Source organism: Promicromonospora sukumoe (assembly GCF_014137995.1).
Taxonomy (GTDB): domain Bacteria; phylum Actinomycetota; class Actinomycetes; order Actinomycetales; family Cellulomonadaceae; genus Promicromonospora; species Promicromonospora sukumoe.
Genome location: NZ_JACGWV010000002.1, coordinates 324,797 through 347,678 on the forward strand (window position 1 = coordinate 324,797; position 22,882 = coordinate 347,678).

General features: G+C 72.2%; 20 protein-coding genes. 8 read left to right on the plus strand and 12 right to left on the minus strand.

Translation table 11 applies throughout. The features are described 5' to 3' along the window. Position 1 precedes the first annotated feature (1 nt). The 4 genes from FHX71_RS18710 (at position 2) to FHX71_RS18725 (ending at position 4,305) form a co-directional block, all read left to right on the plus strand. On the plus strand, positions 2–880 hold the full coding sequence (locus tag FHX71_RS18710) for a TatD family hydrolase (RefSeq protein WP_182619009.1): 879 nt from the start codon (positions 2–4) through the stop codon (positions 878–880). A 28-nt stretch (positions 881–908) separates the two neighbouring features. Beyond that, positions 909–2,174 carry a metabolite traffic protein EboE gene (eboE, locus tag FHX71_RS18715; RefSeq protein WP_246403333.1) on the plus strand — a complete coding sequence of 422 codons (1,266 nt, stop codon included), beginning with the start codon at positions 909–911 and terminating at the stop codon, positions 2,172–2,174. Beyond that, the gene (locus FHX71_RS18720; protein ID WP_182619010.1) at positions 2,171–3,571 is read left to right on the plus strand and encodes an alkaline phosphatase family protein; all 1,401 of its coding nucleotides are present in this window, start codon (positions 2,171–2,173) and stop codon (positions 3,569–3,571) included. The genes eboE and FHX71_RS18720 overlap by 4 nt, the downstream gene beginning before the upstream one ends. 149 nt (positions 3,572–3,720) lie before the next feature. After that, on the plus strand, positions 3,721–4,305 hold the full coding sequence (locus FHX71_RS18725; RefSeq protein WP_182619011.1) for a DUF6069 family protein: 585 nt from the start codon (positions 3,721–3,723) through the stop codon (positions 4,303–4,305). 145 nt (positions 4,306–4,450) lie between these two features. Here FHX71_RS18725 and FHX71_RS18730 read toward each other — a convergent pair whose 3' ends face one another. Continuing rightward, the gene (locus FHX71_RS18730; RefSeq protein ID WP_182619012.1) at positions 4,451–5,116 is read right to left on the minus strand and encodes a response regulator; all 666 of its coding nucleotides are present in this window, start codon (positions 5,114–5,116) and stop codon (positions 4,451–4,453) included. Further along, positions 5,113–6,666 carry a sensor histidine kinase gene (locus FHX71_RS18735; RefSeq protein WP_182619013.1) on the minus strand — a complete coding sequence of 518 codons (1,554 nt, stop codon included), beginning with the start codon at positions 6,664–6,666 and terminating at the stop codon, positions 5,113–5,115. Before FHX71_RS18735 ends, FHX71_RS18730 begins: the two co-directional genes overlap by 4 nt. 109 nt (positions 6,667–6,775) lie before the next feature. Here FHX71_RS18735 and FHX71_RS18740 point away from each other — a divergent pair, with 109 nt between their 5' ends. Then, positions 6,776–7,618, plus strand: a complete 843-nt coding sequence (locus tag FHX71_RS18740; protein ID WP_182619014.1) for a GAP family protein — start codon at positions 6,776–6,778, stop codon at positions 7,616–7,618. 52 nt (positions 7,619–7,670) lie between these two features. On the opposite strand, the gene FHX71_RS18745 is transcribed toward FHX71_RS18740, so the two are convergent. The 5 genes from FHX71_RS18745 to FHX71_RS18765 all read right to left on the minus strand — a co-directional run bounded on the left by FHX71_RS18745 (position 7,671) and on the right by FHX71_RS18765 (position 11,901). Beyond that, positions 7,671–8,801 carry a branched-chain amino acid aminotransferase gene (locus FHX71_RS18745; protein WP_182619015.1) on the minus strand — a complete coding sequence of 377 codons (1,131 nt, stop codon included), beginning with the start codon at positions 8,799–8,801 and terminating at the stop codon, positions 7,671–7,673. Positions 8,802–8,959: 158 nt separating this feature from the next. Continuing rightward, positions 8,960–10,039, minus strand: a complete 1,080-nt coding sequence (locus FHX71_RS18750) for a 3-isopropylmalate dehydrogenase (RefSeq protein WP_182619016.1) — start codon at positions 10,037–10,039, stop codon at positions 8,960–8,962. 74 nt (positions 10,040–10,113) lie between these two features. Further along, complete coding sequence (locus FHX71_RS18755) at positions 10,114–10,644, minus strand: pyridoxamine 5'-phosphate oxidase family protein (protein ID WP_182619017.1); 531 nt, start codon at positions 10,642–10,644, stop codon at positions 10,114–10,116. A 73-nt stretch (positions 10,645–10,717) separates the two neighbouring features. Continuing rightward, positions 10,718–11,116 (minus strand): VOC family protein, encoded by a 399-nt coding sequence (locus FHX71_RS18760; RefSeq protein WP_182619018.1) that lies wholly within the window; start codon positions 11,114–11,116, stop codon positions 10,718–10,720. Positions 11,117–11,274: 158 nt separating this feature from the next. Next, positions 11,275–11,901 carry an ASCH domain-containing protein gene (locus FHX71_RS18765; RefSeq protein ID WP_312877120.1) on the minus strand — a complete coding sequence of 209 codons (627 nt, stop codon included), beginning with the start codon at positions 11,899–11,901 and terminating at the stop codon, positions 11,275–11,277. A gap of 203 nt (positions 11,902–12,104) precedes the next feature. On the opposite strand from FHX71_RS18765, the gene FHX71_RS18770 reads away from it, so the two are divergent. The 3 genes from FHX71_RS18770 to FHX71_RS18780 all read left to right on the plus strand — a co-directional run bounded on the left by FHX71_RS18770 (position 12,105) and on the right by FHX71_RS18780 (position 15,316). After that, on the plus strand, positions 12,105–13,385 hold the full coding sequence (locus FHX71_RS18770) for a quaternary amine ABC transporter ATP-binding protein (RefSeq protein ID WP_182619019.1): 1,281 nt from the start codon (positions 12,105–12,107) through the stop codon (positions 13,383–13,385). Beyond that, entirely contained in the window at positions 13,378–14,298 is a 921-nt protein-coding gene (locus FHX71_RS18775; RefSeq protein WP_182619020.1) for an ABC transporter permease, read from the plus strand. The genes FHX71_RS18770 and FHX71_RS18775 overlap by 8 nt, the downstream gene beginning before the upstream one ends. Before the next feature lie 124 nt (positions 14,299–14,422). After that, positions 14,423–15,316: a glycine betaine ABC transporter substrate-binding protein gene (locus tag FHX71_RS18780; protein ID WP_182619021.1), complete on the plus strand. Its 894-nt coding sequence runs from the start codon at positions 14,423–14,425 to the stop codon at positions 15,314–15,316. A 120-nt stretch (positions 15,317–15,436) separates the two neighbouring features. On the opposite strand, the gene ilvC is transcribed toward FHX71_RS18780, so the two are convergent. The 5 genes from ilvC to FHX71_RS29430 all read right to left on the minus strand — a co-directional run bounded on the left by ilvC (position 15,437) and on the right by FHX71_RS29430 (position 22,793). Next, positions 15,437–16,465, minus strand: a complete 1,029-nt coding sequence (gene ilvC / locus FHX71_RS18785) for a ketol-acid reductoisomerase (protein ID WP_182619022.1) — start codon at positions 16,463–16,465, stop codon at positions 15,437–15,439. Positions 16,466–16,522: 57 nt separating this feature from the next. Beyond that, the gene (gene ilvN / locus FHX71_RS18790; RefSeq protein WP_020013644.1) at positions 16,523–17,047 is read right to left on the minus strand and encodes an acetolactate synthase small subunit; all 525 of its coding nucleotides are present in this window, start codon (positions 17,045–17,047) and stop codon (positions 16,523–16,525) included. 5 nt (positions 17,048–17,052) lie between these two features. Beyond that, entirely contained in the window at positions 17,053–18,930 is a 1,878-nt protein-coding gene (locus tag FHX71_RS18795; RefSeq protein WP_182619023.1) for an acetolactate synthase large subunit, read from the minus strand. 258 nt (positions 18,931–19,188) lie between these two features. Next, on the minus strand, positions 19,189–19,953 hold the full coding sequence (locus FHX71_RS18800) for a hypothetical protein (protein WP_182619024.1): 765 nt from the start codon (positions 19,951–19,953) through the stop codon (positions 19,189–19,191). Further along, positions 19,950–22,793: an ATP-binding cassette domain-containing protein gene (locus FHX71_RS29430; RefSeq protein ID WP_312877121.1), complete on the minus strand. Its 2,844-nt coding sequence runs from the start codon at positions 22,791–22,793 to the stop codon at positions 19,950–19,952. Before FHX71_RS29430 ends, FHX71_RS18800 begins: the two co-directional genes overlap by 4 nt. Positions 22,794–22,882 lie beyond the last annotated feature (89 nt).

The window sequence follows — 22,882 nt, forward strand, 5'->3', positions numbered from 1 at the left end:
GTTGCGCATCCTCGACCCGCACATCCACATGACGAGCCGCACCACCGACGACTACGAGGCGCTCTACGCCGCGGGCGTGCGCGTCGTCGTCGAGCCGGCGTTCTGGCTGGGGCAGCCGCGCACCAGCGTGGGCTCGTTCACCGACTACTTCGACTCCCTGGTGGGCTGGGAGCGGTTCCGGGCGGCCCAGTTCGGCGTCCGGCACCACGCGACGATCGCCCTGAACCCCAAGGAGGCGAACGACCCGCGCTGCCGCGAGGTGCTCGCCGAGGTGCCGCGCTACCTGCTCAAGGACGGCGTCGTGGCCGTGGGCGAGGTGGGGTACGACTCGATGACGCCCGAGGAGGACGAGGTGTTCGCCGCCCAGCTCCAGATGGCCGACGAGGCGGAGCTGCCCGTCCTGGTGCACACCCCGCACCGCGACAAGCTCGCGGGCACGCACCGCACGCTCGACGTCGTCCGCGAGTCCGGGCTGGCGCCGGAGCGGGTGCTCGTGGACCACCTCAACGAGACCAACGTGGCCCTGGTGCGCGACGCCGGCGCCTGGGCCGGGTTCTCGATCTACCCCGACACCAAGATGGACGAGCACCGCATGGTCGCGCTGCTGCAGGAGTACGGGACCGAACGGATGATCGTGAACTCCGCCGCGGACTGGGGCCGCTCCGACCCGCTCAAGACAGTACGGACCGCCGAGGCGATGCTGGCCGCCGGCTTCACGGACGACGACGTCGACCAGGTGCTGTGGCGCAACCCCGTCGCGTTCTACGGGCAGTCCGGCAACCTCGTGCTCGACCCGGTCCCCGGGTTCAGCGCGGACGAGCCGCCGGCGCCGGGCGTGGAGTTCGAGGGTTCGTCCGTGCTGCGCGGCGCGCGGGCCTGATGGGACCTGGGACGGGACCGGACAAGGGATGACTCAGATGCTGCTCTCCTACTGCACCAACGTGCACCCCGCCGAGGACCTCGACGGCGTGATCGACCAGCTCGCCCGGTACGCCGGGCCGGTGCGCGAGGCGGCCGGCCTCGACACCCTCGGCGTCGGGCTGTGGCTGCCCGCCGAGCTGGCGCACCGCCTGGACGCGTCCGCGGCGGACCGCGAGCGCCTGCGCGCGGCGCTCGCCGAGCACCGGCTCCAGGTGCACACGCTGAACGCCTTCCCGTACGGCGGCTTCCACCGCGAGGTCGTCAAGCTGGCGGTCTACTCCCCCACGTGGGCGGAGCGGGCCCGGCTGGAGTACGTGCTCGCGTGCGCGCGGGTGCTGGCCGACCTGCTGCCCGAGGGCACCGACGGGTCGATCTCCACCCTGCCGCTGGCGTGGCGCGCGCCCTGGACCCGCGCCGACGACGACGAGGCCACGCGGGCCTTCGCCACGCTGTCCGCCGAGCTGCGCGAGCTGCGGCGGCGCACCGGCCGGACCGTGCGGGTCGCCGTCGAGCCGGAGCCCGGCTGCGTGCTCGACACGGTCGAGGACGTCGTCGCGTGGCTCGCCCCCCGGACCGGCCCCGAGTACCCCGAGGACCGGCGGATCGACCCGGAGCACGTGGGCGTCTGCCTGGACACCTGCCACCTCGCAGTCTCGTTCGCAGACCCCGCGGGCGCCGTCCGCAGGATCACGGACGCGGGCCTGCGGGTGGTCAAGGTGCAGGCGTCCGCGGCGCTGGAGGTCGCGGACCCGTCCGCGCCGGGTGCGCGGGACGCCGTCGGGCGGTTCGTGGAGCAGCGGTACCTGCACCAGGTGCGCGAGCTCACGGCGTCGGGCGACGTGCTGGCCTCCGACGACCTGCCCGTGGCGCTCGGGGACGAGGCCCGGCGGCCCGGCCTGCCGGGCGAGGGCCCCTGGCGCGTGCACTTCCACGTGCCGCTGCACCATGAGCCCGCGGCCCCGCTGGCCGCGACCACCGACGTGCTGCGCGACGCCGTCGCGGCGGTGCGCGCGGCGCCGCACGGCACCGACGCGCACCTCGACGTCGAGACGTACACGTGGTCGGTGCTGCCGCCCGGCGCGCTGCCCAACGGAACTGGCGAGCTCGTCGCGGGGATCGCCGCCGAGCTGCGCTGGGCCTCCGAGCACCTGCTGAGCGCTGCGCCTGCCGCCGCTACCGCCGCCGCCGATGCTGCCACCGCCACAAGCGCTGCCACAACCGCTGCAACCGCTGCCGAGGGAGTCACCGCATGAAGCCCGTCCTGCTGCTCGACGTCGTCGGGCTGACCGCCCGCGCCCTGGCGCACATGCCGCGGCTGCGCCGGCTCGCGGACTCCGGCTGGCACTCCGAGCTGGCGACCGTGCTGCCCGCGGTGACGTGCAGCGTGCAGTCGACGATGCTCACGGGGCTGACGCCGGCGGAGCACGGGATCGTGGGCAACGGCTGGTACTTCCGCGAGCTGGGCGACGTGTACCTGTGGCGGCAGCACAACAAGCTGGTCAGCGGCGAGAACGTGTGGGAGGCCGCCCGCCGGCACGACCCGGGATACCAGGCCGACAACGTGTGCTGGTGGTACGCGATGGGCATGTCCACCGACGTCACCATCACGCCGCGCCCGATCTATCACGCGGACGGCCGCAAGTCGCCCGACGGGTACGTGCGGCCCGCGGCGCTGCACGACGACCTGGTGGGCCGGTTCGGCGACTTCCCCCTCTTCCAGTACTGGGGTCCGACGGCCTCGATCGCGTCGACGAGGTGGATCGTCGACGTGACCCGTCACCTGCTGCGGACCAGGACGTCGAACCTGACGACGGCGTACCTGCCGCACCTCGACTACGACCTGCAGCGGTTCGGGCCGCAGTCGCCCCAGGCGGACCGCGCGGCGGCCGAGCTCGACGTCGCGCTCGCGCCCCTGCTGGACGACGCCGAGGCGGCGGGGATCACCGTCGTCGCCGTCTCGGAGTACGGCATCGGGCCGGCCAACCGGCCGGTGGACCTCAACCGGGTCCTGCGCCGCGAGGGCCTCCTGGAGGTCTACGTGCAGGACGGGCGCGAGCAGCTCGACCCGTGGACGTCGCGTGCCTTCGCCGTCGCCGACCACCAGGTGGCGCACGTCTACGTGGACGACCCCGCGGACCTGGCCCGGGTGACGAGCCTGCTGCGCGAGGTGCCCGGCGTCGACGAGGTGCTGGACCGCGAGGCGCAGGCCAAGTACGGCCTGGACCACGAGCGCGCGGGCGAGCTGGTGGTCGTGGCCGAGCCGGGAGCGTGGTTCACGTACTACTTCTGGCTCGACGACGACAAGGCGCCCGAGTACGCGCGCGGCGTCGACATCCACCGCAAGCCGGGCTACGACCCCGCCGAGCTGTTCTTCAACCCGGCCGACCCGCTCGCCAAGGCCAAGGCCGGCCTGAACCTCGTGCGCAAGAAGCTGGGCCTGCGGTACGCCATGGGCACCACGCCGCTCGACGCCTCGTACGTGCGGGGCACCCACGGCCGCCTGCCGGACTCATCCGAGGACACGCCGCTCGTGCTGTGCTCGGCCGCGGAGATCCCCGCCGGGGTGGCGCACTGGGTGGACGACGACTCCGGCCAGGTGCCGGCGTCGGCCGTGAAGAACCTGGTGCTGGACCTCCAGGACGCCCGCTGACCCCAGCGCCCTGTGCGCCCCCCGCACGCTTCCGCACGTGTCAGACCCTCAGGTCCCTCGGGGGACCTGAGGGTCTGACATGTGCCGTGCGACGCGGGCGAATTCGTGGTCTAGTGGACCTAGGGCTACACAAAACGGGAGGTAACGCGATGAGCGACCCGAACCGCCCCTACGACGGCGACTACGGTGAGCAGCCGCCACCTGCCTATCCGCCGCCGGGCCAGACCCCCGGTGTGCCGAACCAGCCCGTGGGCCAGCCGCCCGCCGACGCGCGGGCACAGCCCGTCACCACCGGCACCGAGAACCCGCGTCTCGCGCTGGAGGTCGGCCGCTACTGGGCCGGCGCGCTGGCGACGACGCTCGTGGCCGCACTGATCGGGCTCACCGCGAGCGTCATTCTCGAGCAGGTCCTGGGTCTCGACATCCAGCCGCAGGCGGACCTGCTCGGAACCGGCTCCGACACCATGGCGTGGGTCGTCGCGGGCGCCCTGTTCGCGCTCCTGGCCGCGGTGGTGCTCTACCTGCTGGTGCTGAGCACGCCGCGCCCCCGGTCGTTCTTCGGCTGGGTGGTCACTCTCGCCACCGTGATCCTGGCCGCCGTGCCCTTCGCGGGGCAGGCCGACCTGGTTCCGGCGATCCTTGCCGCCGTGGTCTGGATCATCATCGGCTCGGCCGTGTTCTCCCTGCTCACCGGCACCCTGAGCCGCACGGTGGTCCAGCGCACGACAGTCTGACCCCTTCCCTCCCGCCCGACTCGTTGAGTGCTGGATATTTGTCCTTCTGAGCAGCTCGAAAGGGCGAATATCCAGCACTCAACGAGGCGGGATCGGGTGGGGTGGGTGGGGCGAGCGTGGCGGGGTTCGGTCAGGCCAGGTCTGGTCAGGCCAGGCCCGCGTCGCGGGCCGCGATGGCGGCCTGGACCCGGGACGACACGCCGAGCTTGGCGAGCACGCGCGACACGTGGGTCTTGGCCGTGGCCTCGCTGATGGTCAGCGCGGCGGCGAGATCCGAGTTCGACAGACCCGAGCCCAGGCCCGCGAGCACGTCGCGCTCGCGGGGCGTCAGGTCGGCGGGGAGCGGCACCGCCCCGTTCCCGTTCCGGCGGCCGACGCCGTTGCCACCCGGCCGGGGCGCGGACAGCTCCGCGATGAGCCGCCGGGTCACCTCGGGCGCCACCACTCCGTCGCCTGCCGCGACATGCCGGACGGCGTCCACCAGCGCGGACGCCTCCGCGGTCTTCAGCAGGAAACCCGCCGCCCCCGCGCGCAGCGCGCCGAACACGTACTCGTCGAGGTCGAAGGTCGTGAGCACCAGGACCTCCGACAGCCCCTCGTCGACGATCTGCCGCGTCGCGGTCACACCGTCGGTGCCGGGCATCCGCACGTCCATCAGCACGACGTCGGGGCGCAGCGCCCGCGCGTTGGTGACGGCGACCGCACCGTCGCCCGCCTCGCCGACCACCTCGATGTCGCCGGCCGTCGCGAGCAGCATGCGCAGGCCGGCGCGGATCGCCGCGTGGTCGTCGGCGAGCAGGACGCGGATCACGCGCGGACCTCCGGGGCCGGCTGGTCAGCCGCAACCCCGGCGGCTTGCCCGACGTCGGGCTGTCTCCCGGCTGCTTGCCCGACGTCGGGCTGTCGCGCGTCGGACTGTCGCGCGTCGCCTCGTTCCACGGCGGACTGTTGCGTGGCGGTCCGCACCCAGCCCTGGAGCGGCAGCACGGCACGGACCCGCCAGCCGCCCCGCTCCGGCCCGGCGGTGAGGGAGCCGCCGAGCGCCTCGACACGCTCCCGCATCGAGACGAGGCCCAGCCCGGTGCCCGCGGCGTCGGCGCCGCGGCGGACCTCGCCGCCCTGGTGGGTCCCGTGGTCGTGGACCTCGATCGCGAGGTCCTGTCCTCCGGCGAAGCTCAGGTCGACGCTGCCGCCGCCGTGCCGGTGCACGTTGGTCAGCGCTTCCCGGACCACCCGGTACACGGCCTGGTCCACCGACACCGGCAGGTCGGCGGACCCGGTCAGCACGCCCACGGGATCGGTGATGCTCAGGTCCAGCCCGGCGATCCGGGCCTGCTCGATCACGGGCCCGAGCTGCGCGCCGCGGGGTGCGGCGACCGCGCCCAGCCCGGAGAGGTCCGGCCCGGCATCTTCCGCTCCAGCGGCGTCCGCTCTGGCGACGCCCGGCCCGACGGCGTCCGACCCCACGGCGTCCGACCCAGCGAAACCCGGCCCAGCACCCGCCCCAGCGCCATCCCGCCCAGGTCTCCCCTGCCCGTCCGACGGCGCGTCCGCGCGCAGCACCCGGATCATCGACTGCATGTCCTGCAGCGAGGCCAGGCTCTCCGCGCGGATGCTGCGCAGCGCGGCGCGGTCCCGCTCGGGGTCGTCGTCACCCGCGAGCGCCGCGCCGGAAGTGATGGCGATGGCGGAGAGGTGCGAGGCGACGACGTCGTGCAGGTCGCGGGCCACGGTGGTGCGCTCGGCACGGACGGCGTCGTGCCGAGCGGACTCGGCGAGCCGGAGCAGTGCGTTGCCGCGCTCGCGCTCGAGCCGTTCGCGTTCGTGGGCAGCAGCCGTGAGCTCACGGCCTTGCCGCACGTTCGTGCCCCACCACATCGGCATGACCAGGAGGGTGACCGCCTGCAGCCCGATGAGGACCGTCGGCCGGAGTCCCCCGATGAGGATCGCGATGGCGGTCATGAGGCCGACGACGGCGATCGTGACGCCGACGATGGCGACCCGGCGGGCCGTGCGGGTGCCGTGCAGGTGGACGGCGTACAGCGCCTCCCACACGATGACGACGAGGCCGACGCTGCCGCCGAGCACGATGTCGACGACGAAGGCGACGGTGGCGACCCCGAGGGCGCCGAGCGGGTGGACCCGGCGCCAGACCAGCGCCGTGCAGCCGACGACGGCCGGGATGACGAACCACCAGGACGGCGCGTCGGGCAGGCCGCTCCACGAGGTGCGGATCAGGCCGAGCGCGTCGAGGGCGAGGGCGAGGACGAAGAGGCTCGCCGCCGTGATGACGTCACCGCGCCGGTCCTCGGCCATGACGACCTTGGCGACGGGTGCGATGACGTCGAGCAGGCGGGGCATGGCTCCATCTCAGCACGGGCCGGCGCCGCGCGGGTCATCCGAAGGATGTATCGGCATCTCGGCGGTTCGGCCGATGTGCCCCGGCGGAACCCGCCCCATGCTGGGCGGCATGGACCTCATCTCCGGGGAGCTCACGGGTGCCGCGCTGGTCGGCGCGCTGGCCGTGCTCGCCCTCATCGACTCGACGAGCTTCGGCACCCTGCTCATCCCCGTGTGGCTGCTCATGTCGCCCGGACGAGTGCGCGTGGCCCGGATGGTCGTCTACCTCGGGTCGATCGCCGGCTTCTACGCCCTGGTCGGGCTGGCGATCCTCCTCGGGGCGGGAGCGCTGAGCGACACGCTCTCCTCCCTCTCCTCCGCACGCCCGTTCCTGATCGCGCAGCTCCTGGTGGGTATCGGGCTGTTCGCGTGGAGTTTCAAGCTGGAACCGTCCAAGGAACGCAAGGCGGCCGACGCGGCGGCGGCCCGGGCAGTAGCGAACGCGGCGGGAGCGGGCGGCGCGGTAGCGAGCGGAACGGCAACAGGTACAGCGACCGGCGCGGACAGCCCTGCGGCCGAGCCGATGGCGCGTCCGGGCAGGCTGAGCCGCTGGCGCGAGCGGGTGCTCGGGAGCGAGTCCGGGAGCCGGACGGCGCTCGCCGGGCTGGCGGTCGGGGCCGGGCTGGTCGAGGTCGCGACGATGCTGCCGTACCTCGCGGCGCTCGGCCTGATCGGGACGCAGGGTCCGGCGTGGCCGACGTCGGGGCTGTGGATCCTCGGGTACTGCCTGGTCATGATCGCGCCGGCCCTCGTGCTCACGGCCGCGCGCGTGTTCGCGTCGCGGCTCGTGGAGCGCCCCCTCGGCCGGCTGGACGGCTGGCTGACTCGCAACGCGGCGACCACCACGTCGTGGGTCGTCGGGATCGTGGGCTTCCTCGTGGCCCGCGACGCGGTCGGTCGCCTCTGGGGCTGACCGACCGCGTCCGCGGTGCACCGGCTATGGTGCGGCAGTGCTCCGGCCGGGCTCAGGCCAGACGGCGCATCCAGCCGTGCCGGTCCTCGGCGCGGCCGTACTGGATGTCGGTGAGCTCCTGGCGGATCGCCATGGTCAGCTCGCCCGGCTCGCCGCCGTTGACCTCGTGGTCGAACGTCGAGCCCGCGAGGCGCCCCACCGGGGTCACGACGGCGGCGGTGCCGCAGGCGAAGAACTCCTTGACGGCGCCCGACTCGAGCCCGGCCACGACCTCGGCGAGCGGGATGCGCCGCTCCACGACGTCGTACCCGCGGTCGGCCGCGAGCTGGAGCACCGAGCTGCGCGTGATGCCCTCCAGGATGGAGCCGAGCTCGGGGGTGTGCAGCGTGCCGTCGTCCATCACGAGGAAGACGTTCATGCCGCCGAGCTCTTCGAGGTAGGTGTTGGTGGCGGCGTCCAGGAAGCAGACCTGGTCGAAGCCCTCCTTCTGCGCCTCGAGCTGCGGCAGCAGGCTCGCGGCGTAGTTGCCGCCGAACTTCGCGTCGCCGGTGCCTCCGGGCGGCCCGGCGCGGTGGTACTCCTGCGACACGTAGATCGACACGGGGCGCACGCCGCCCGCGAAGTACGGGCCCACCGGCGAGGCGATGACCAGGTACTCGACCTCGAGCGACGGGCGCACGCCGAGGAACGCCTCGGACGCGTACATGAAGGGCCGCAGGTAGAGGGACGAGTCGTCGCCGTCGGGCACCCAGTCGATGTCCGTGCGGACCAGGGCGGCGAGCGACCCGATGAAGTCGTCGACGCTCAGGGCGGGCAGGGCGAGGCGGTGCGCGGACCGGGCGAAGCGCGCGGCGTTCTGGTCGGGGCGGAACGTCCAGACCGAGCCGTCGGCGTGCTTGTAGGCCTTGAGCCCCTCGAAGATCTCCTGCGCGTAGTGCAGCACGGCCGTGGCCGGGTCCAGCAGCAGCGGACCGTACTTCTCGATCCGCCGGTCCTTCCACCCGTCGGCGCTGGTCCAGGAGATCCGCGCCATGTGGTCGGAGAACTTGGTCCCGAACTTGGGGGCACGGAGCGCCTCGACGCGCTCGTCGTCCGGCGTGGGCGCGTCCGTGGGCCGCACGTCGAAGAGGGCCACCAGGTCTTCGAGCCTGGTCGGGAGGATGGGGTCCGTCGTGGTTGTCATGTCGATGCCTTTCACCGGAATGCTGTGGTCAGTCTTCCACGCCCGGCAAGGCGGCGGAGCGTTCCGAGCCGGGCACTTGCCCGGACGGCCCCCGACATACGAGAGCGGCGCCCGGGATCGGTCTGCGAGACCCGGGCGCCGCCGTCGTGCAGCGTGCTCTACCCGGTCACGCGGGCCGCGATGTCGCGGCCTACCTGGTCGGTCTCGCGGCCTACCTGGTCGGTCGTACGTACGACGTCACCGCGCGACGCGAGGTCGGCGGCTACGGCGTCCTGGACGCGCGCGGACTCGGCCGTGAAGCCCAGGTGGTCCAGCAGCAGCGCGACGGAGAGGATCGTCGCGGTGGGGTCGGCCTTGCCCTGGCCCGCGATGTCGGGGGCCGAGCCGTGCACCGGCTCGAACATCGACGGCGCGGTGCGGTCCGGGTTGATGTTGGCCGACGCCGCCAGCCCGATGCCGCCCGAGATCGCGGCGGCCTGGTCGGTGAGGATGTCGCCGAAGAGGTTGTCGGTGACGATCACGTCGAACCGGCTCGGGTTGGTCGTCAGGTAGATGGTCGCGGCGTCGACGTGCGCGTAGTCGGTCGTGACGTCGGGGAACTCGGCGTTCACCGCCTCGACCGTGCGGCGCCACAGGTGGCCGGCGTGCACCAGCACGTTGTGCTTGTGCACGAGCGTGAGGTGCTTGCGCGGGCGGGCCGCGGCACGCGCGAACGCGTCCCGGACCACGCGCTCGACGCCGAACGCGGTGTTCACGCTGACCTCGGTGGCGATCTCGGCGGGCGTGCCGACGCGCAGCGCGCCGCCGTTGCCGACGTACGGGCCCTCGGTGCCCTCGCGGACCACGACGAAGTCGATCTCGCCCGGGTTCGCGAGCGGGCTGGAGACGCCCTCGTAGAGCTTGGTCGGGCGCAGGTTCACGTAGTGGTCCAGCGCGAAGCGGAGCTTGAGCAGCAACCCGCGCTCCAGGACGCCGCTCGGGACCGAGGGGTCGCCGATCGCGCCGAGCAGGATCGCGTCCTGGCTCTTGATCCGTCCGAGGTCCTCGTCGGTGAGGGTCTCGCCCGTCGCGTGCCAGCGCCGCGCACCGAGGTCGAACTCGGTGGTGGAGAGCTTGGTACCCGACGGCGCCAGTGCCGCCTCGAGGACGGAGAGACCCTGCTCCACGACCTCGGTACCGATGCCGTCACCTGCGACCACCGCGAGGTTGATGCCGTCTGTCGTACCCACCTGTGCCATGTCCGGAGCCTACGCGCGCGGCCGTCGTGCTGAGACGCGGGTCTCACCCAATGGACGACTTGTTGCAGCGTCGTTCAGTCGAACGTCCAGGACGTCGCCCCGCCCTCCTCCCGCACGTACAGGGCGGTCGCCCGGGTGGGCGTCATCCGGTAGACGTGCCAGGGTGCGGGTCCCGCCGACGGCGCGCTGTAGGGAGCGGTCAGCGCCGTGCCGGACTCGTCCGGCGCGCACGGCCAGCCGCCCTCGTTGAGCCGCCGCGAGACCGTCGCGACGGCCTCGGGGTCGGTGACCAGCTCCGCCGTGCCGTCCACCACGGTGTCGTAGTTGCTGGTCGCGACCGCGATGGTGCACCGCGGCTCGCGCTCGAGGTTGCGGGCCTTGAGCGCGGAGCGGCCGGACACCACCCAGAACGCGTCGTCGAACCAGATGGCGCCGATGCCGGTGACGTGGGGGCTGCCGTCCGCGTTGACCGTGGTGAGCCAGTGCGAGTGCCGGTCCGGCCCGCCGGTGCCCGGCGCCTGGGTGAGCCCGACCAGGTCGGCGGCGACCGGCGCCCAGTCCAGCGTCGGGAGGTCGTACAGACCCGCGAGATTCTTGGCCTTCACACCTTGAGTGTCCATACCTCGGTGGACGACCCCGCGGACCCGAACTCATCGGCCGCCCCCGGCACGTCCCCCGCTACTGGTCCCGGGCCGACAGCACGCAGAACTCGTTGCCGTCCGGGTCGGCCAGCACGGTCCAGGTCGCGTCGGCGGGCTGCCCGACGTCGATCACCGTCGCCCCGAGCTCGACCAGCCGCGCGATCTCGGCGTCCCGGTCGTCGCTCGTGTGCGGGGCGAAGTCCCAGTGCAGGCGGTTCTTGCCCGTCTTGGGGTGCTCGACCGGGACGAACACCATGCCCGGCGGGACCTGGTGGAAGTCGAGCTTGTCCGAGAGCTCCAGCGCCCATGGCGGCACCACGACCGACTCCGAGTCGAGCTCGAAGATGACCGCCCAGCCCAGGGCCTCCGCCCACCAGCGGGCCAGCGTCTTGTGGTCCGTGGACTCCACCACGGTCGAGTACCAGCGCAGCGCCATCGCCTTCACCTCTCGTCAGGACCAGTGCCCACACCGTAGGACGAGCCACTGACACTCTCCCGTGTCAGACGTACAGGTCCCTCGGGTGACCTGTACGTCTGACACGGGGAGCAACATCGCGCCGCGCAAGACCCAGCCAGGTCAGAACCCCAGGTAGGTCAGCGCTTCGGGTACAGCAGCTCGAACCGCTCGCACACGATCGGCATGTCCTCCGAGAACTCGCGGCCCTCGCCCAGGGTGCGGCGGAAGTACGCCTCGTGCCCGGCACGCCACGACTCGAGCGTGCGGTCGTCCTCGCCCTCCGCGGCCGCGAAGTCGTCGTCGACCTCGTCGAACGTGGTGGTCACGACGCTCGTGGTGCGGATCAGCGCGCGCGGGTGGCGGTCGCCGTCCAGCAGGATCGACAGCTCGCCGACCAGCGGGAGCGGCACGCCCTCGTCGTCGTAGTCCCACAGCGCGGACGACGTCGCCGTCTTGTCCCCCGCGAGGACCGCCGCCAGGAGCGTCTCCGCGAGCTCGGGCTCGTCGCCGAACGACCAGGCCTGCGGCGGCACCGTCTCGCTCACGGTGTGCCCGACGACGACGCTCGCCTTCGCCATGCCGGCGTACTGGCGGGTCGCGGCCCAGAAGTCAAGGACCTCGGCGGCGAGCTCCGCGTCCTCCACCGGCACCGACTCGGGGTCGAACGTCGAGGGTTCGAACGCCGGCTCGGACCCGTGCTCGGACCCGTGCTCGGACTCGGGCTCGCTGTCGTCCGCGGCCTGCGGATTCACGTCGTTGGTCACGGGGACATCCTGCCCTAACGACGCCGTCGGGCGGCGCTCGGGGGCCAGTGACGAAAACTGAACGATCCGATAACGAACGCTTACGCAGTTTGCATGTGTGTGACCAGTCATGGTCGGGTGAAGGACGGTTCACGCCGTAGAGGCGTGTTTTTTCGAGAATTTTCCTGCCGAGACCAATTTTCCTGCCAAGACGAGGGGGCTCTGTGCCAGCTATCGAGGCACACCACCTGTACAAGGTGTTCGGACGAAAGGGCCGCGAGGGCGTCAAGCGCCTCGAGGCCGGCGCCGGCACCGACGAGCTGAAGGATGCCGGTCTCACACCCGCGGTCATCGACGCGTCGTTCACCGTGGAAGAAGGCGAGATCTTCGTCGTCATGGGCCTGTCCGGGTCCGGCAAGTCGACGCTGATCCGCATGATCAACGGGCTCCACCCACCGACCTCCGGGCACGTGGAGCTCTACGGCGAGAACATCACCGCCGCGACGGGCAAGGACCTGCGGCGGCTGCGCCGCCAGCGGATCAGCATGGTGTTCCAGCACTTCGCGCTGTTCCCGCACCGCTCGGTCATCGACAACGCCGCCTACGGCCTGGAGACCCAGGGCGTCGGCAAGGAGGAGCGTCGCGCGCGTGCACACGAAGCCCTGGAGCTGTGCGGCCTGACCGGCTGGGACGAGCACCTGCCGAGCGAGCTGTCCGGCGGCATGCAGCAGCGCGTGGGCCTGGCCCGCGCGCTGGCGGCCGACACGGACATCCTGCTGATGGACGAGGCGTTCAGCGCCCTCGACCCGCTGATCCGGCGGGACATGCAGGACCAGCTCATCGAGCTGCAGCAGAAGCTCGGCAAGACGATCCTGTTCATCACCCACGACCTCAACGAGGCCATGCGCATCGGCGACAGGATCGCGATGATGCGCAACGGGCGGATCGTCCAGGTCGGCACCGCCGAGGAGATCCTCACCGACCCGGCCAACTACTACGTGGCGCAGTTTGTCGCCGACGTGGACCGTACCCGCGTGCTGACGGCGGCGTCCGTCATGGAACCGCCGGCCGCCGTCCTCGGGGCCGAGCAGGGACCGCGCGCCGCGCACAAGCTGATGCGCGAGCACCAGATCCCCGCCATGTTCGTCACCGGACGTGACCGCACCCTGAAGGGGTACGTCTCCGAGGACGAGGTGGGCCGGCACCTGGACCAGAAGGACCTCACCGGCCTGCTGCGCCCCGTGCCCGACGTCGCCCGCGTGTCCGCGGAGACCTCGCTCGCCGACCTGTTCGGCCCGGCGGCCGAGACCCCGGCCATCGCCGTGGTCGACGACGCCGGACGGCTCGTCGGCGTCGTCCCGCGCATCACGCTGCTCTCGGCGCTCGCCGCGCACGCGGAGCCGGACGTCGCGGACGCTCCCGTGCCGACCGACGACGAGCCCACGGACGTCACGGACGACCGGACCGACAAGGACGACCAGACCAAGGAGGCCGCCCGTGCCTGAGAGCGCCGCCCCCCTGTCGATCGTGCCGTCCATCCCGATCGGCACCTGGCTCGAGACCGGGTTCACCTGGTTCAAGCAGACCTTCGACGCCCTCTTCGACGTGATCGGTGACCTGATCACCGGCGCGATCAACGGGATCGCCGACCCCCTCTTGGCCGTGGACCCGCTGGTCCTCGCGGTCATCCTGGCGCTGCTCGGCTGGCTGCTGCGCAACTGGAAGCTCGGGGTCGGGACCCTGGTGGGCCTGGTCCTGATCATCGGGATGGACATGTGGGAGCCCGCCGTCGAGACCCTCGCCCTCGTGGTGGTGGCGACAGTCGTCGCGCTCGTCGTCGGCATCCCGCTGGGCATCCTCGCGGCCCGCTCGCCCGTGGTCAGCCGCATCATCAAGCCCGTCATGGACTTCATGCAGACCATGCCCGGCATGGTCTGGCTGCTGCCGGTGCTCAAGCTGTTCAGCATCGGCGTGGCCGGCGCCCTGGTCGCCACGGTGATCTTCGCCCTGCCCCCCGCCGTCCGGCTCACCGAGCTCGGCATCCGCCAGGTCGACGGCGAGGTCGTCGAGGCCGGGCAGGCCTTCGGCGCGGGCCCGCGGCAGATCCTCAAGGACATCCAGCTGCCCCTGGCCCTGCCGACCGTGATGGCCGGCGTCAACCAGGTGATCATGCTGGCCCTGTCGATGGCCGTGATCGCCGGCCTCGTCGGCGGCGGCGGCCTGGGCAACGAGGTGGTCGGCGCCATCTCGACCCTCAACCTCGCCCGCGGTTTCGACGCCGGCATCTCCGTGGTGATCCTGGCGATCTTCCTGGACCGTCTGACGGCGTCGATCGGCTCGCGCCGTCCGGGTCACGGCCGCCTGCGCGAGCTGCGCGAGCGGTTCACGCGGACCCCGGCGACCAGCACCGCGGCCTGACCTCCCCCCAGCGAAGTACCCAGCGGTAACTCCAGCGGTAACCCAGCTGTATCCCCAAGAAGTACCCCTAGACGTACCCACACATACACAACGAACCCCAGTGATACGAAACGGAAGGACACCGATGATCGGCACGACCGGCAAGCGGATCGGAGCGGCCGCAGTGGCCCTCGGCCTGGGCCTCAGCCTCACGGCATGCGCCTCGGGCGAGGACGGCGGCAGCAGCGACCAGACCATCACCCTCGGCATCATCCCGTCGTGGACGGACGGTCTGAGCACCGCATACCTGTGGAAGAACGTCCTCGAGGAGGACGGGTACACGGTCGAGATCACGGAGATCAACGACGCAGCACCGCTGTACACCGGACTGGCCGAAGGCGACATCGACGTCTTCCCGTCCGCGTGGCCCGAGGTCACGCACGCCGCCTACATGGACGAGTACGGCGACGACCTGGAGGACCTCGGCACCTACTACGACGGCGCCAAGCTGACCATCGCCGTCCCCGAGTACTCCGAGCTCCAGTCGATCGAGGACCTCGTGGGCAAGAGCGCCGACTACGACGGCAAGATCGTCGGCATCGAGGCGGGCGCGGGCCTGACGAAGGCCACGCAGGAGCAGGTCATCCCGCAGTACGGCCTGGACGAGGACGGCTGGGAGCTGCAGACGTCGTCGACGCCGGCCATGCTGAACGCCCTCGACGAGGCCGTCCAGGCGCAGGAGGACATCGTCGTCACGCTGTGGCGCCCCTTCTGGGCCAACAACACCTTCCCGGTGCGCGACCTCGAGGACCCCGAGGGCGCGCTCGGCGAAGCGGAGGGCCTGCACGAGATCGCGACGCTCGGCTTCTCGGAGGAGTTCCCCGAGGTCGCCGAGATGATGGGCAAGGCCAAGCTGGACGACGAGCAGTACGGCAGCCTGGAGGACCTCGTCGTCAACGAGCACGAGGGCGACCCGGCCGCCGGCGTCGAGGCCTGGCTCGCGGACAACCAGGACTGGGTCGAGACCCTCAAGGGCTGACCCGGACCGCCGTCGGGCAACCGGACAAGAAGAGCGGCGCCCCACCCTCCGTGCGGAGGGTGGGGCGCCGCTCTGTCTCGCGCTACGCGCTCAGCGCGCCGACGGCCCGTGGGCCACGGCTCAGCGAGCGGCCGAGCCCTCGACGTAGTCCGAGTCGGACGGCTTGATCCACGAGAACATCTTGCGCAGCTCGCGCCCGGTGGTCTCGATCGGGTGCTGCTCGCCCTTGGCGCGCAGCTCCTTGAACTCGGGGGCGCCCGCGTCCTGGTCCGCGATGAAGCGCTCGGCGAAGGCGCCGTTCTGGATGTCGGCCAGCACGGCCTTCATGTTCTCCTTCACGCGCGGGTCGATGACGCGCGGGCCGGAGACGTAGTCGCCGTACTCGGCGGTGTCCGAGACGGACCAGCGCTGCTTGGCGATGCCGCCCTCGACCATCAGGTCGACGATCAGCTTGAGCTCGTGCAGCACCTCGAAGTACGCGACCTCGGGCTGGTAGCCGGCCTCGGTCAGCGTCTCGAAGCCGTACTGGACCAGCTGCGAGGCACCGCCGCACAGCACGGCCTGCTCGCCGAACAGGTCGGTCTCGGTCTCCTCGGTGAACGTCGTCTTGATACCGCCGGCGCGCAGGCCGCCGATGCCCTTGGCGTACGAGAGGGCCAGGCCCCAGGCCGCGCCGGACGCGTCCTGCTCGACGGCGACGATCACGGGCACGCCGCGGCCGTCGGCGAACTCGCGGCGCACGATGTGGCCCGGGCCCTTGGGGGCGACCATGAGGACGTCGTGGCCGGCCTCCGGCTTGATGTAGCCGTAGCGGATATTGAAGCCGTGCCCGAAGACGAGCGCCGCGCCCTCCTTGAGGTTCGGCGCGATGTCCTCGGCGTACAGGTGCCGCTGCACCTGGTCGGGGGCGAGGATGACGACCACGTCGGCGTCGCGCACGGCGTCCGGCACGGTCGCGACGGCGAGGCCCTCGTTCTCGGCCTTGACGCGGGAGGCGGAGCCCTCGCGCAGGCCGACGGTCACCTGCACCCCGGAGTCACGCAGGTTCAGGGCGTGCGCGTGGCCCTGGCTGCCGTAGCCGACCACAGCAACCTTCTTCTGCTGGATGATCGACAGGTCAGCGTCGTCGTCGTAGAACAGCTCAGCCACGGTTCTTGCTCCTCAGTTGATTACTCGGGTGGAAAGACGTATCGGTGGGTCGCGCGCTCAAGCGGACCTGACCGCGCGCTCGAACGCGCGGTCGGTGATGGACCGGGCGCCCCGGCCGATGGCCAGGGTGCCGGACTTGACGATCTCACGGACGCCGTACGGTTCCAGCGCCGCGAGGAGCGAGTCGAGCTTCGCCGCCGGTCCCGTGGCCTCGATGACCACGGAGTCCGGCACGACGTCGACCACGCGCGCCCGGAACATCTCGACGACTTCCAGCACCCCGGTTCGGGTGGCGGCGTCGGCCCGCACCTTGACGAGCAGCAGCTCGCGGTGCACCGACGACTCGGGTTCGAGCTCGACGATCTTGATCACGTGGATGAGCTTGTTGAGCTGCTTCGTGACCTGTTCCAGGGGGTGTTCCTCGACGTCGACGACCACGGTGATGCGCGAGATCTCCTCGTGCTCAGTGGGGCCGACGGCCAGGGAGTGGATGTTGAACGCGCGACGGGCGAACAGGCCGGCGACGCGCGTGAGCACGCCGGGCTTGTTCTCCACGAGCACGGACAGGGTGTGCCTCGACATGGGGGTCAGTCCTCTCGCTCCCACGCCGGCGAGATGCCGCGTGCGTACTGGATGTCGTCGTTGCTGACGCCGGCGGCGACCATGGGCCACACCATCGCGTCGCGCGAGACGGTGAAGTCCACGACGACCGGCCGGTCGTCGATCTCGTTGGCCCGCTTGATCGCGGCGTCGACGTCGGAGGCGTGCTCCACGCGGATGCCCTCGCAGCCGTAGGCGTCGGCGAGCTTCACGAAGTCGGGCACGCGCATGGTGCCGTGACCGGTGTGCAGGTCGGTGTTGGAGTAGCGCGACTCGTAGAAGAGCGTCTGCCACTGCCGCACCATGCCCAGCGAGCTGTTGTTGATCAGCGCCACCTTGATGGGGATGTCGTTGATCGTGCAGGTGGCGAGCTCCTGGTTGGTCATCTGGAAGCAGCCGTCGCCGTCCACGGCCCAGACCGTGCGGTCCGGCTGGCCGACCTTGGCGCCCATCGCGGCGGGGATGGAGTAGCCCATCGTGCCGAGGCCGCCGGAGTTGATCCAGGTGTTGGGGTGCTCGTAGCTGATGAACTGCGCGGCCCACATCTGGTGCTGGCCCACGCCCGCGACGTAGATCGCGTCCGGCCCGGTCATCTCGCCCAGGCGCTGGATCACGTGCTGCGGCGAGAGGTGACCGTCCTCGGGCTGGTTGTAGCCGCGGGGGTAGGTGCGGCGCCACTCGTCGAGCTGGCGCCACCAGCCCTCGACGTCGGGCCTGCCGTGCGCCTCGTGCTCCTTGGCCAGCTCGGGCAGCAGGTCGCCGATGACCTCGCGGAGGTCGCCCACGATCGGCACGTCGGCCTCGCGGTTCTTGCCGATCTCGGCGGGGTCGATGTCCGCGTGGATGATCGCGGCCAGCGGCGCGAAGCTCGACAGCTTGCCGGTCACGCGGTCGTCGAACCGGGCGCCGAGCGCGAACACGAGGTCCGCCTTCTGCAGCGCGGCGACGGCGGGCACCGTGCCGTGCATGCCGGGCATGCCCAGGTGCTGCGGGTGGCTGTCGGGCACGGCGCCGCGCGCCATCAGCGTGGTGACGACGGGCGCCCCGGACAGGTCGACGAGCTGGCGCAGCAGGTCCGCCGCGCCGGCGCGGATCACGCCACCACCCACGTACAGGACCGGGCGCCGGGCCGTGGCCAGCAGCTTCGCGGCCTCGCGGATCTGCTTGGAGTGCGGCTTGGTCACGGGGTGGTAGCCCGGCAGGTTCAGCTCCTGCGGCCACGAGAACGAGGTGCGCGACTGCATCGCCGACTTCGCGATGTCCACGAGCACCGGCCCCGGCCGCCCGGTCGAGGCGATGTGGAACGCCTCGGCGATGGTGCGCGGGATCTCGGCCGGGTCGGTGACCAGGTAGGAGTGCTTGGTGATCGGCATCGTGATGCCGACGATGTCCGCCTCCTGGAACGCGTCGGTCCCGATCGCGGAGGCGCCGACCTGGCCGGTGATCGCCACCATCGGGATCGAGTCCATGTTCGCGTCGGCGATGGGCGTCACCAGGTTCGTGGCACCGGGGCCCGACGTCGCCATGGTGACGCCGACCCGGCCCGTCGCGTGGGCGTAGCCCGACGCCGCGTGACCGCCGCCCTGCTCGTGCCGCACGAGGATGTGCCGGAGCTTCGCGGAGTCCATCAGCGGGTCGTAGGTGGGCAGGATCGCGCCGCCGGGGATGCCGAAGACGACCTCCGCCCCAACCTCCTCGAGCGAGCGGACGATCGACTGCGCGCCCGTCACCTCCTCCGGCCCGACGCGCGGTGCCGCGTGGTCGAGCTCGGCCTTGCCGCCTACGCGGGACCGAAGCTCGGTGCGCACCTGGTCACGCGCCTCGGCGCGCGCGGCGATCTGTGCGGGTGTCGGTGTGCCGGTCATGCGGTTCTCCTGCCGTCGCGCCCCGTCCTGGGGCGAAAGCGAGCGTTCGTGACAACAAAAAAACCCCGGGTCCTTTGGTGAAAGGACTGCCAGGGTGAGCGCGCGGACGATGCCTGTGCTGGGGCCTAGGCCGCGCGCTCAGGAAGTACTACAAGAATGATCGTCTGCACGTCACGCACGTTACGCCGAAAAGTCGCCGGTGTCACTCAGCGGGCCAAAGGTCCCACGATCCGAGACACAGCCCTGTCCTTCTCCCCCTCAGCGTACGTCCCGACGCTCGAACACGACCCGGCCGAGCAGCGCCAGCACCACGGTGATGCCGAGCAGCAGGAGCCCGCTGTGCAGGTACGCGTCCGCCAGGAAACCGTGGTCGGGCAGGACGGCCTGGGTGCCCCGCACCCAGGTGTCCGCGTTCGTGAACGGCAGCCAGCCGCGGACGCCGGACGATGCGCTCGGCGCCACCTGCTCCTCGGCCAGGAACCAGACCGTCGCCAGGCCGACCGCGATCCACCAGCGCCCCACCAGCAGCCCGACGGCCGCGCCGCCCACCGCCGCGGACACCGCGAGCGCCACCACCCGGACGCCGCACCAGGTCAGCGCCTCCACGAGGTCCGACGGCGGGCCGCCCAGCACCCCGGCGCGCGCGTGCGCCCCGTACATGCCGAACCCCAGCAGGGCGCAGGCCGCCGCGATGCCGGGCACCACGGCGAGGCCGGCCGCCGCGAGCTTGCTCCAGTAGACGCGGCCCCGTCGGGGCTCGACGGTCAGCAGCGTGCGCGTCCCGCCCTGCGCCGCGGTCCCCGTCACGAGCAGCACGCCCGCCACGTAGGCGAGGAACACCGACGTCATCGCGTAGAACGAGATCTGCCCCTGTTCGAGCATCGCCGCCAGCGTGAACGCCTCGGGCTCGAACGCCGTCACCGCGACCGCCAGCGCCACGTGCGCGAGCATCCCCACGGCGATCCACCGGATCGCCGGCCGCACGGCGAACCGACGCAGCTCCGCCCACAACAGCCCCATCATCGCCTCCCCTTCGAACGCTTCTTGCCCCGGCTCTGTCCGTGCGGGCCCTGCCCGTGCTGGCCTGATCGCTGCTGGCCCGACTGCTGCCGGCCTGAACCTTGCCGGCCCGATCCCTGCTGGCCTGAACTCTGCTGGCCCGGGCGCGGTCGTCCCTGGTCGTCTCGCGGACCGGACCTCGGCGCTTCGCTGTCGTCCGACCCGGCGGCGTCCGCGTCCGTGTCGTCGGACCCGGTGTCGTCGGACCCGGGGTCGCCGTACTCGTCGTCCGCGTCGCGGTCGTCCGGGTCGAAGTCGTCCAGCCCACGGTCCTCCAACCCGGGGTCGTCCCGTCCCGCGGTGTCCGGGTCGAGGTCGTCGAGGTCGGTGTCGTCGAGGTCGAGGTCGTCGAGCTCGATCGCCTCGGCCTCGAGCCGGTCCAGCTCGAGGTCGTCCGGTTCCCGATCCTCCGCCTCCCGGTCGTCCGGCTCAAGCCCCTCCGGCCCAGCTCCCTCCGACCCGGTCCCCTTCGATCCGGTCCCCTCCGAATCCAATCGTTCCGGACGCGGCCGGTCCTGACCGCCGGACGTCTCCGCCGCGCGCCGCCCCAGCAGCGCCTTGGCGCCCTCCGTCCGGCTCGCGACACGGGCCGACCTGGCGTCGGCGGCCTCCTGCTTCCGGGCGGCCTTGTCGTCGACGGCGGCCTGCTTGGCGTCGGCGCGCGCCTGCTCCGCCGCGGCCTTGTCGGCCGCCTTCTGCGCCGCTGCCGACTCCTTGGCGTCGATCTCCGCCTGCTTCTGCGCCGCCCGGTCGTCGATCCTGGCCTGTCGCTCGTCCGCCTTGCTCTGCCTGGCGTCGGCCTTCTCCTGCTTCGCGGCCGCCCTGGCGTCGGCGGCCGCCTGCTTCTCGGCCGCCTTCGCGTCAGCCGCGGCCTGCCGCTCGGCGATCCGTGCCTCGGCCTCGGCCTGCTTCTCCGCGACCTTGGCGTCGAACTCTGCGCGCCGCTGGGCGAGCTTCGACAGCCTCGGCTGCGTGTCGGCGTCCGCGAGGGCCACGGCGGCCGTCTGGGCAGAACCCGCCGCGGCGGACACCGCGGCCGACTCCGTGCCGGTCGACCCAGTGGCGGCCGTTCCCGTGCCGGCCTTCGACGAGCCCGCGCCGCCGACGCTCTTCCGCGCCGACGCCGACGCACCGGGCGTAGGCGCACCAGGCTTCGCTGCACCGGGCTCGGGTACACCGGCCTTGGGTACACCAGGCTTGCGCGCGCCGGACTTCCCCGCACCGGGCTTAGGACCCCCGGACTGAGAACTACCGGACGGAGAGCCGGCCGACGAAGAGCCGGCCGATACGGACGCCGACGGCTTCGGTCCGGCGGGCTTCGGCGCGGCGGACCGGGGCTTCTCCGCGGGCTTCGGCCCAGCCGCCGTCGTACCGGAGGCGCCGGCACCCTTCGGACCAGCGCCCTTGGAGCCGGCCGGCTTCGCCCCGTCCGGCTTCGAGTCGACAGCCTTCGAGCCCTTCCCCGATGCGTCACCGTCCCCCGTCTCGCCGCCCCGCTCCCCCGCCCGCGCCGCACCGAGCCCGGCGATCAGACCCAGCGGCCCGCGATTCTCCTTCGCGGCGGCCCGCTCCGCGCGGGACGCCTCCTTGGCCGCGGCCTTCGCATCCGCCGCAGCCTGCTTCTCCGCCACCCGAGCGTCCGCCGCAGCCTGCTTTTCGGCCGCCCGCGCGTCGAGCGCCGCCTGCTTCTCCGCCGTCCGCGCGTCGGCCGCCGCCTGCTTCGCCGCGGCGTCCTCGGCAGCCTTCGCCTCGTCGGCGGCCTGCCGGGCGGCCGCCTCCTTGTCGGCCTTGCGCTGGTCGGCGGCCTTCTTCCGCTCCGCGGCCTTGAGTTCAACGGCCTTGCGCGCGGCACGCTCCTCGGCACGGCTGGGCGCGACGACCGCGGGCGGTTCCACCGGGCGCAGCCGCCCGACGACGGCGGCCAGGTCCTCGCGCTGCGGCACCAGCTCGCCCGCGAAGAGCTTCTGCTTGGCGAGCGCGCGGGAGATCTCGGCGGGTTCGGCGACGTCGTCCACGTGCAGGGTGTCGCCGTCGGCCCGGACCTTGAAGCCGGCGGCGCGCAGGGCCGTCGCCGCGCGGCCCGGCTCGTCGACGCCCACGCGGACGCTGACGCGGGCGTCGCCCAGGAGCTCGACGGTGCGCCCCTGCGCGAGGATGTGTCCGCCGTCGAGCACGGTGACCGTGTCGGCGATCTGCTGCGCCTCGGTGAGCACGCTCGTCGCGACGAGGACGGTCTTGCCCTGGTCCGCGAGGCGGCGCAGGGCCTGCCGGATCTCGCGGGTGCCCACGGCATCGAGTCCCGCGCTCGGGTCGTCGACGACGAGCAGGTCGGGGTCGCGCAGGAGTGCCGCCGCGAGCGCCAGGCGGCGGGCCTCGTCCGGCGAGTAGGTGTCGTAGGCGGCCCGGGCGCGGTCGGCGAGGACGACGCGGGTGAGCACCTCGTCCACGCGGGCGCGCGGCACGCCGGCGGCACCCGCGAGGAGGGCGAGGTTGCGGCGTCCGCTGAGGCCGCCGTGGAACCCGGGTTCGCCGACGACGGCGCCGATGCGGCCGGCGAGGTCGGGCAGGCCGTCCGGGACGTGGGTACCGAAGATCTTGATGGCGCCGCCGTCGGCGTGGGCGAGGCCGGTGAGCAGGCGGAGCGTTGTCGTCTTGCCCGAGCCCGCGAGCCCGAGCAGGGCATGCACGCCCCCGGCGGGCACGCGCAGGTCGAGCCCGTCCACGCCTACGGCACGCCCGCGCACCGAGCGGTAGGCCTTGCGCAGCCCGAGCGTCTCGATCGCGACCTCGCTCCCTGGAATCACCCGCACAGGGTAGGGCATTCCGGACAGCACCCTGTGTCAGACCCCGAGAGACGTGTCAGACCCACAGGTCACCCGGGGGACCTGTAGGT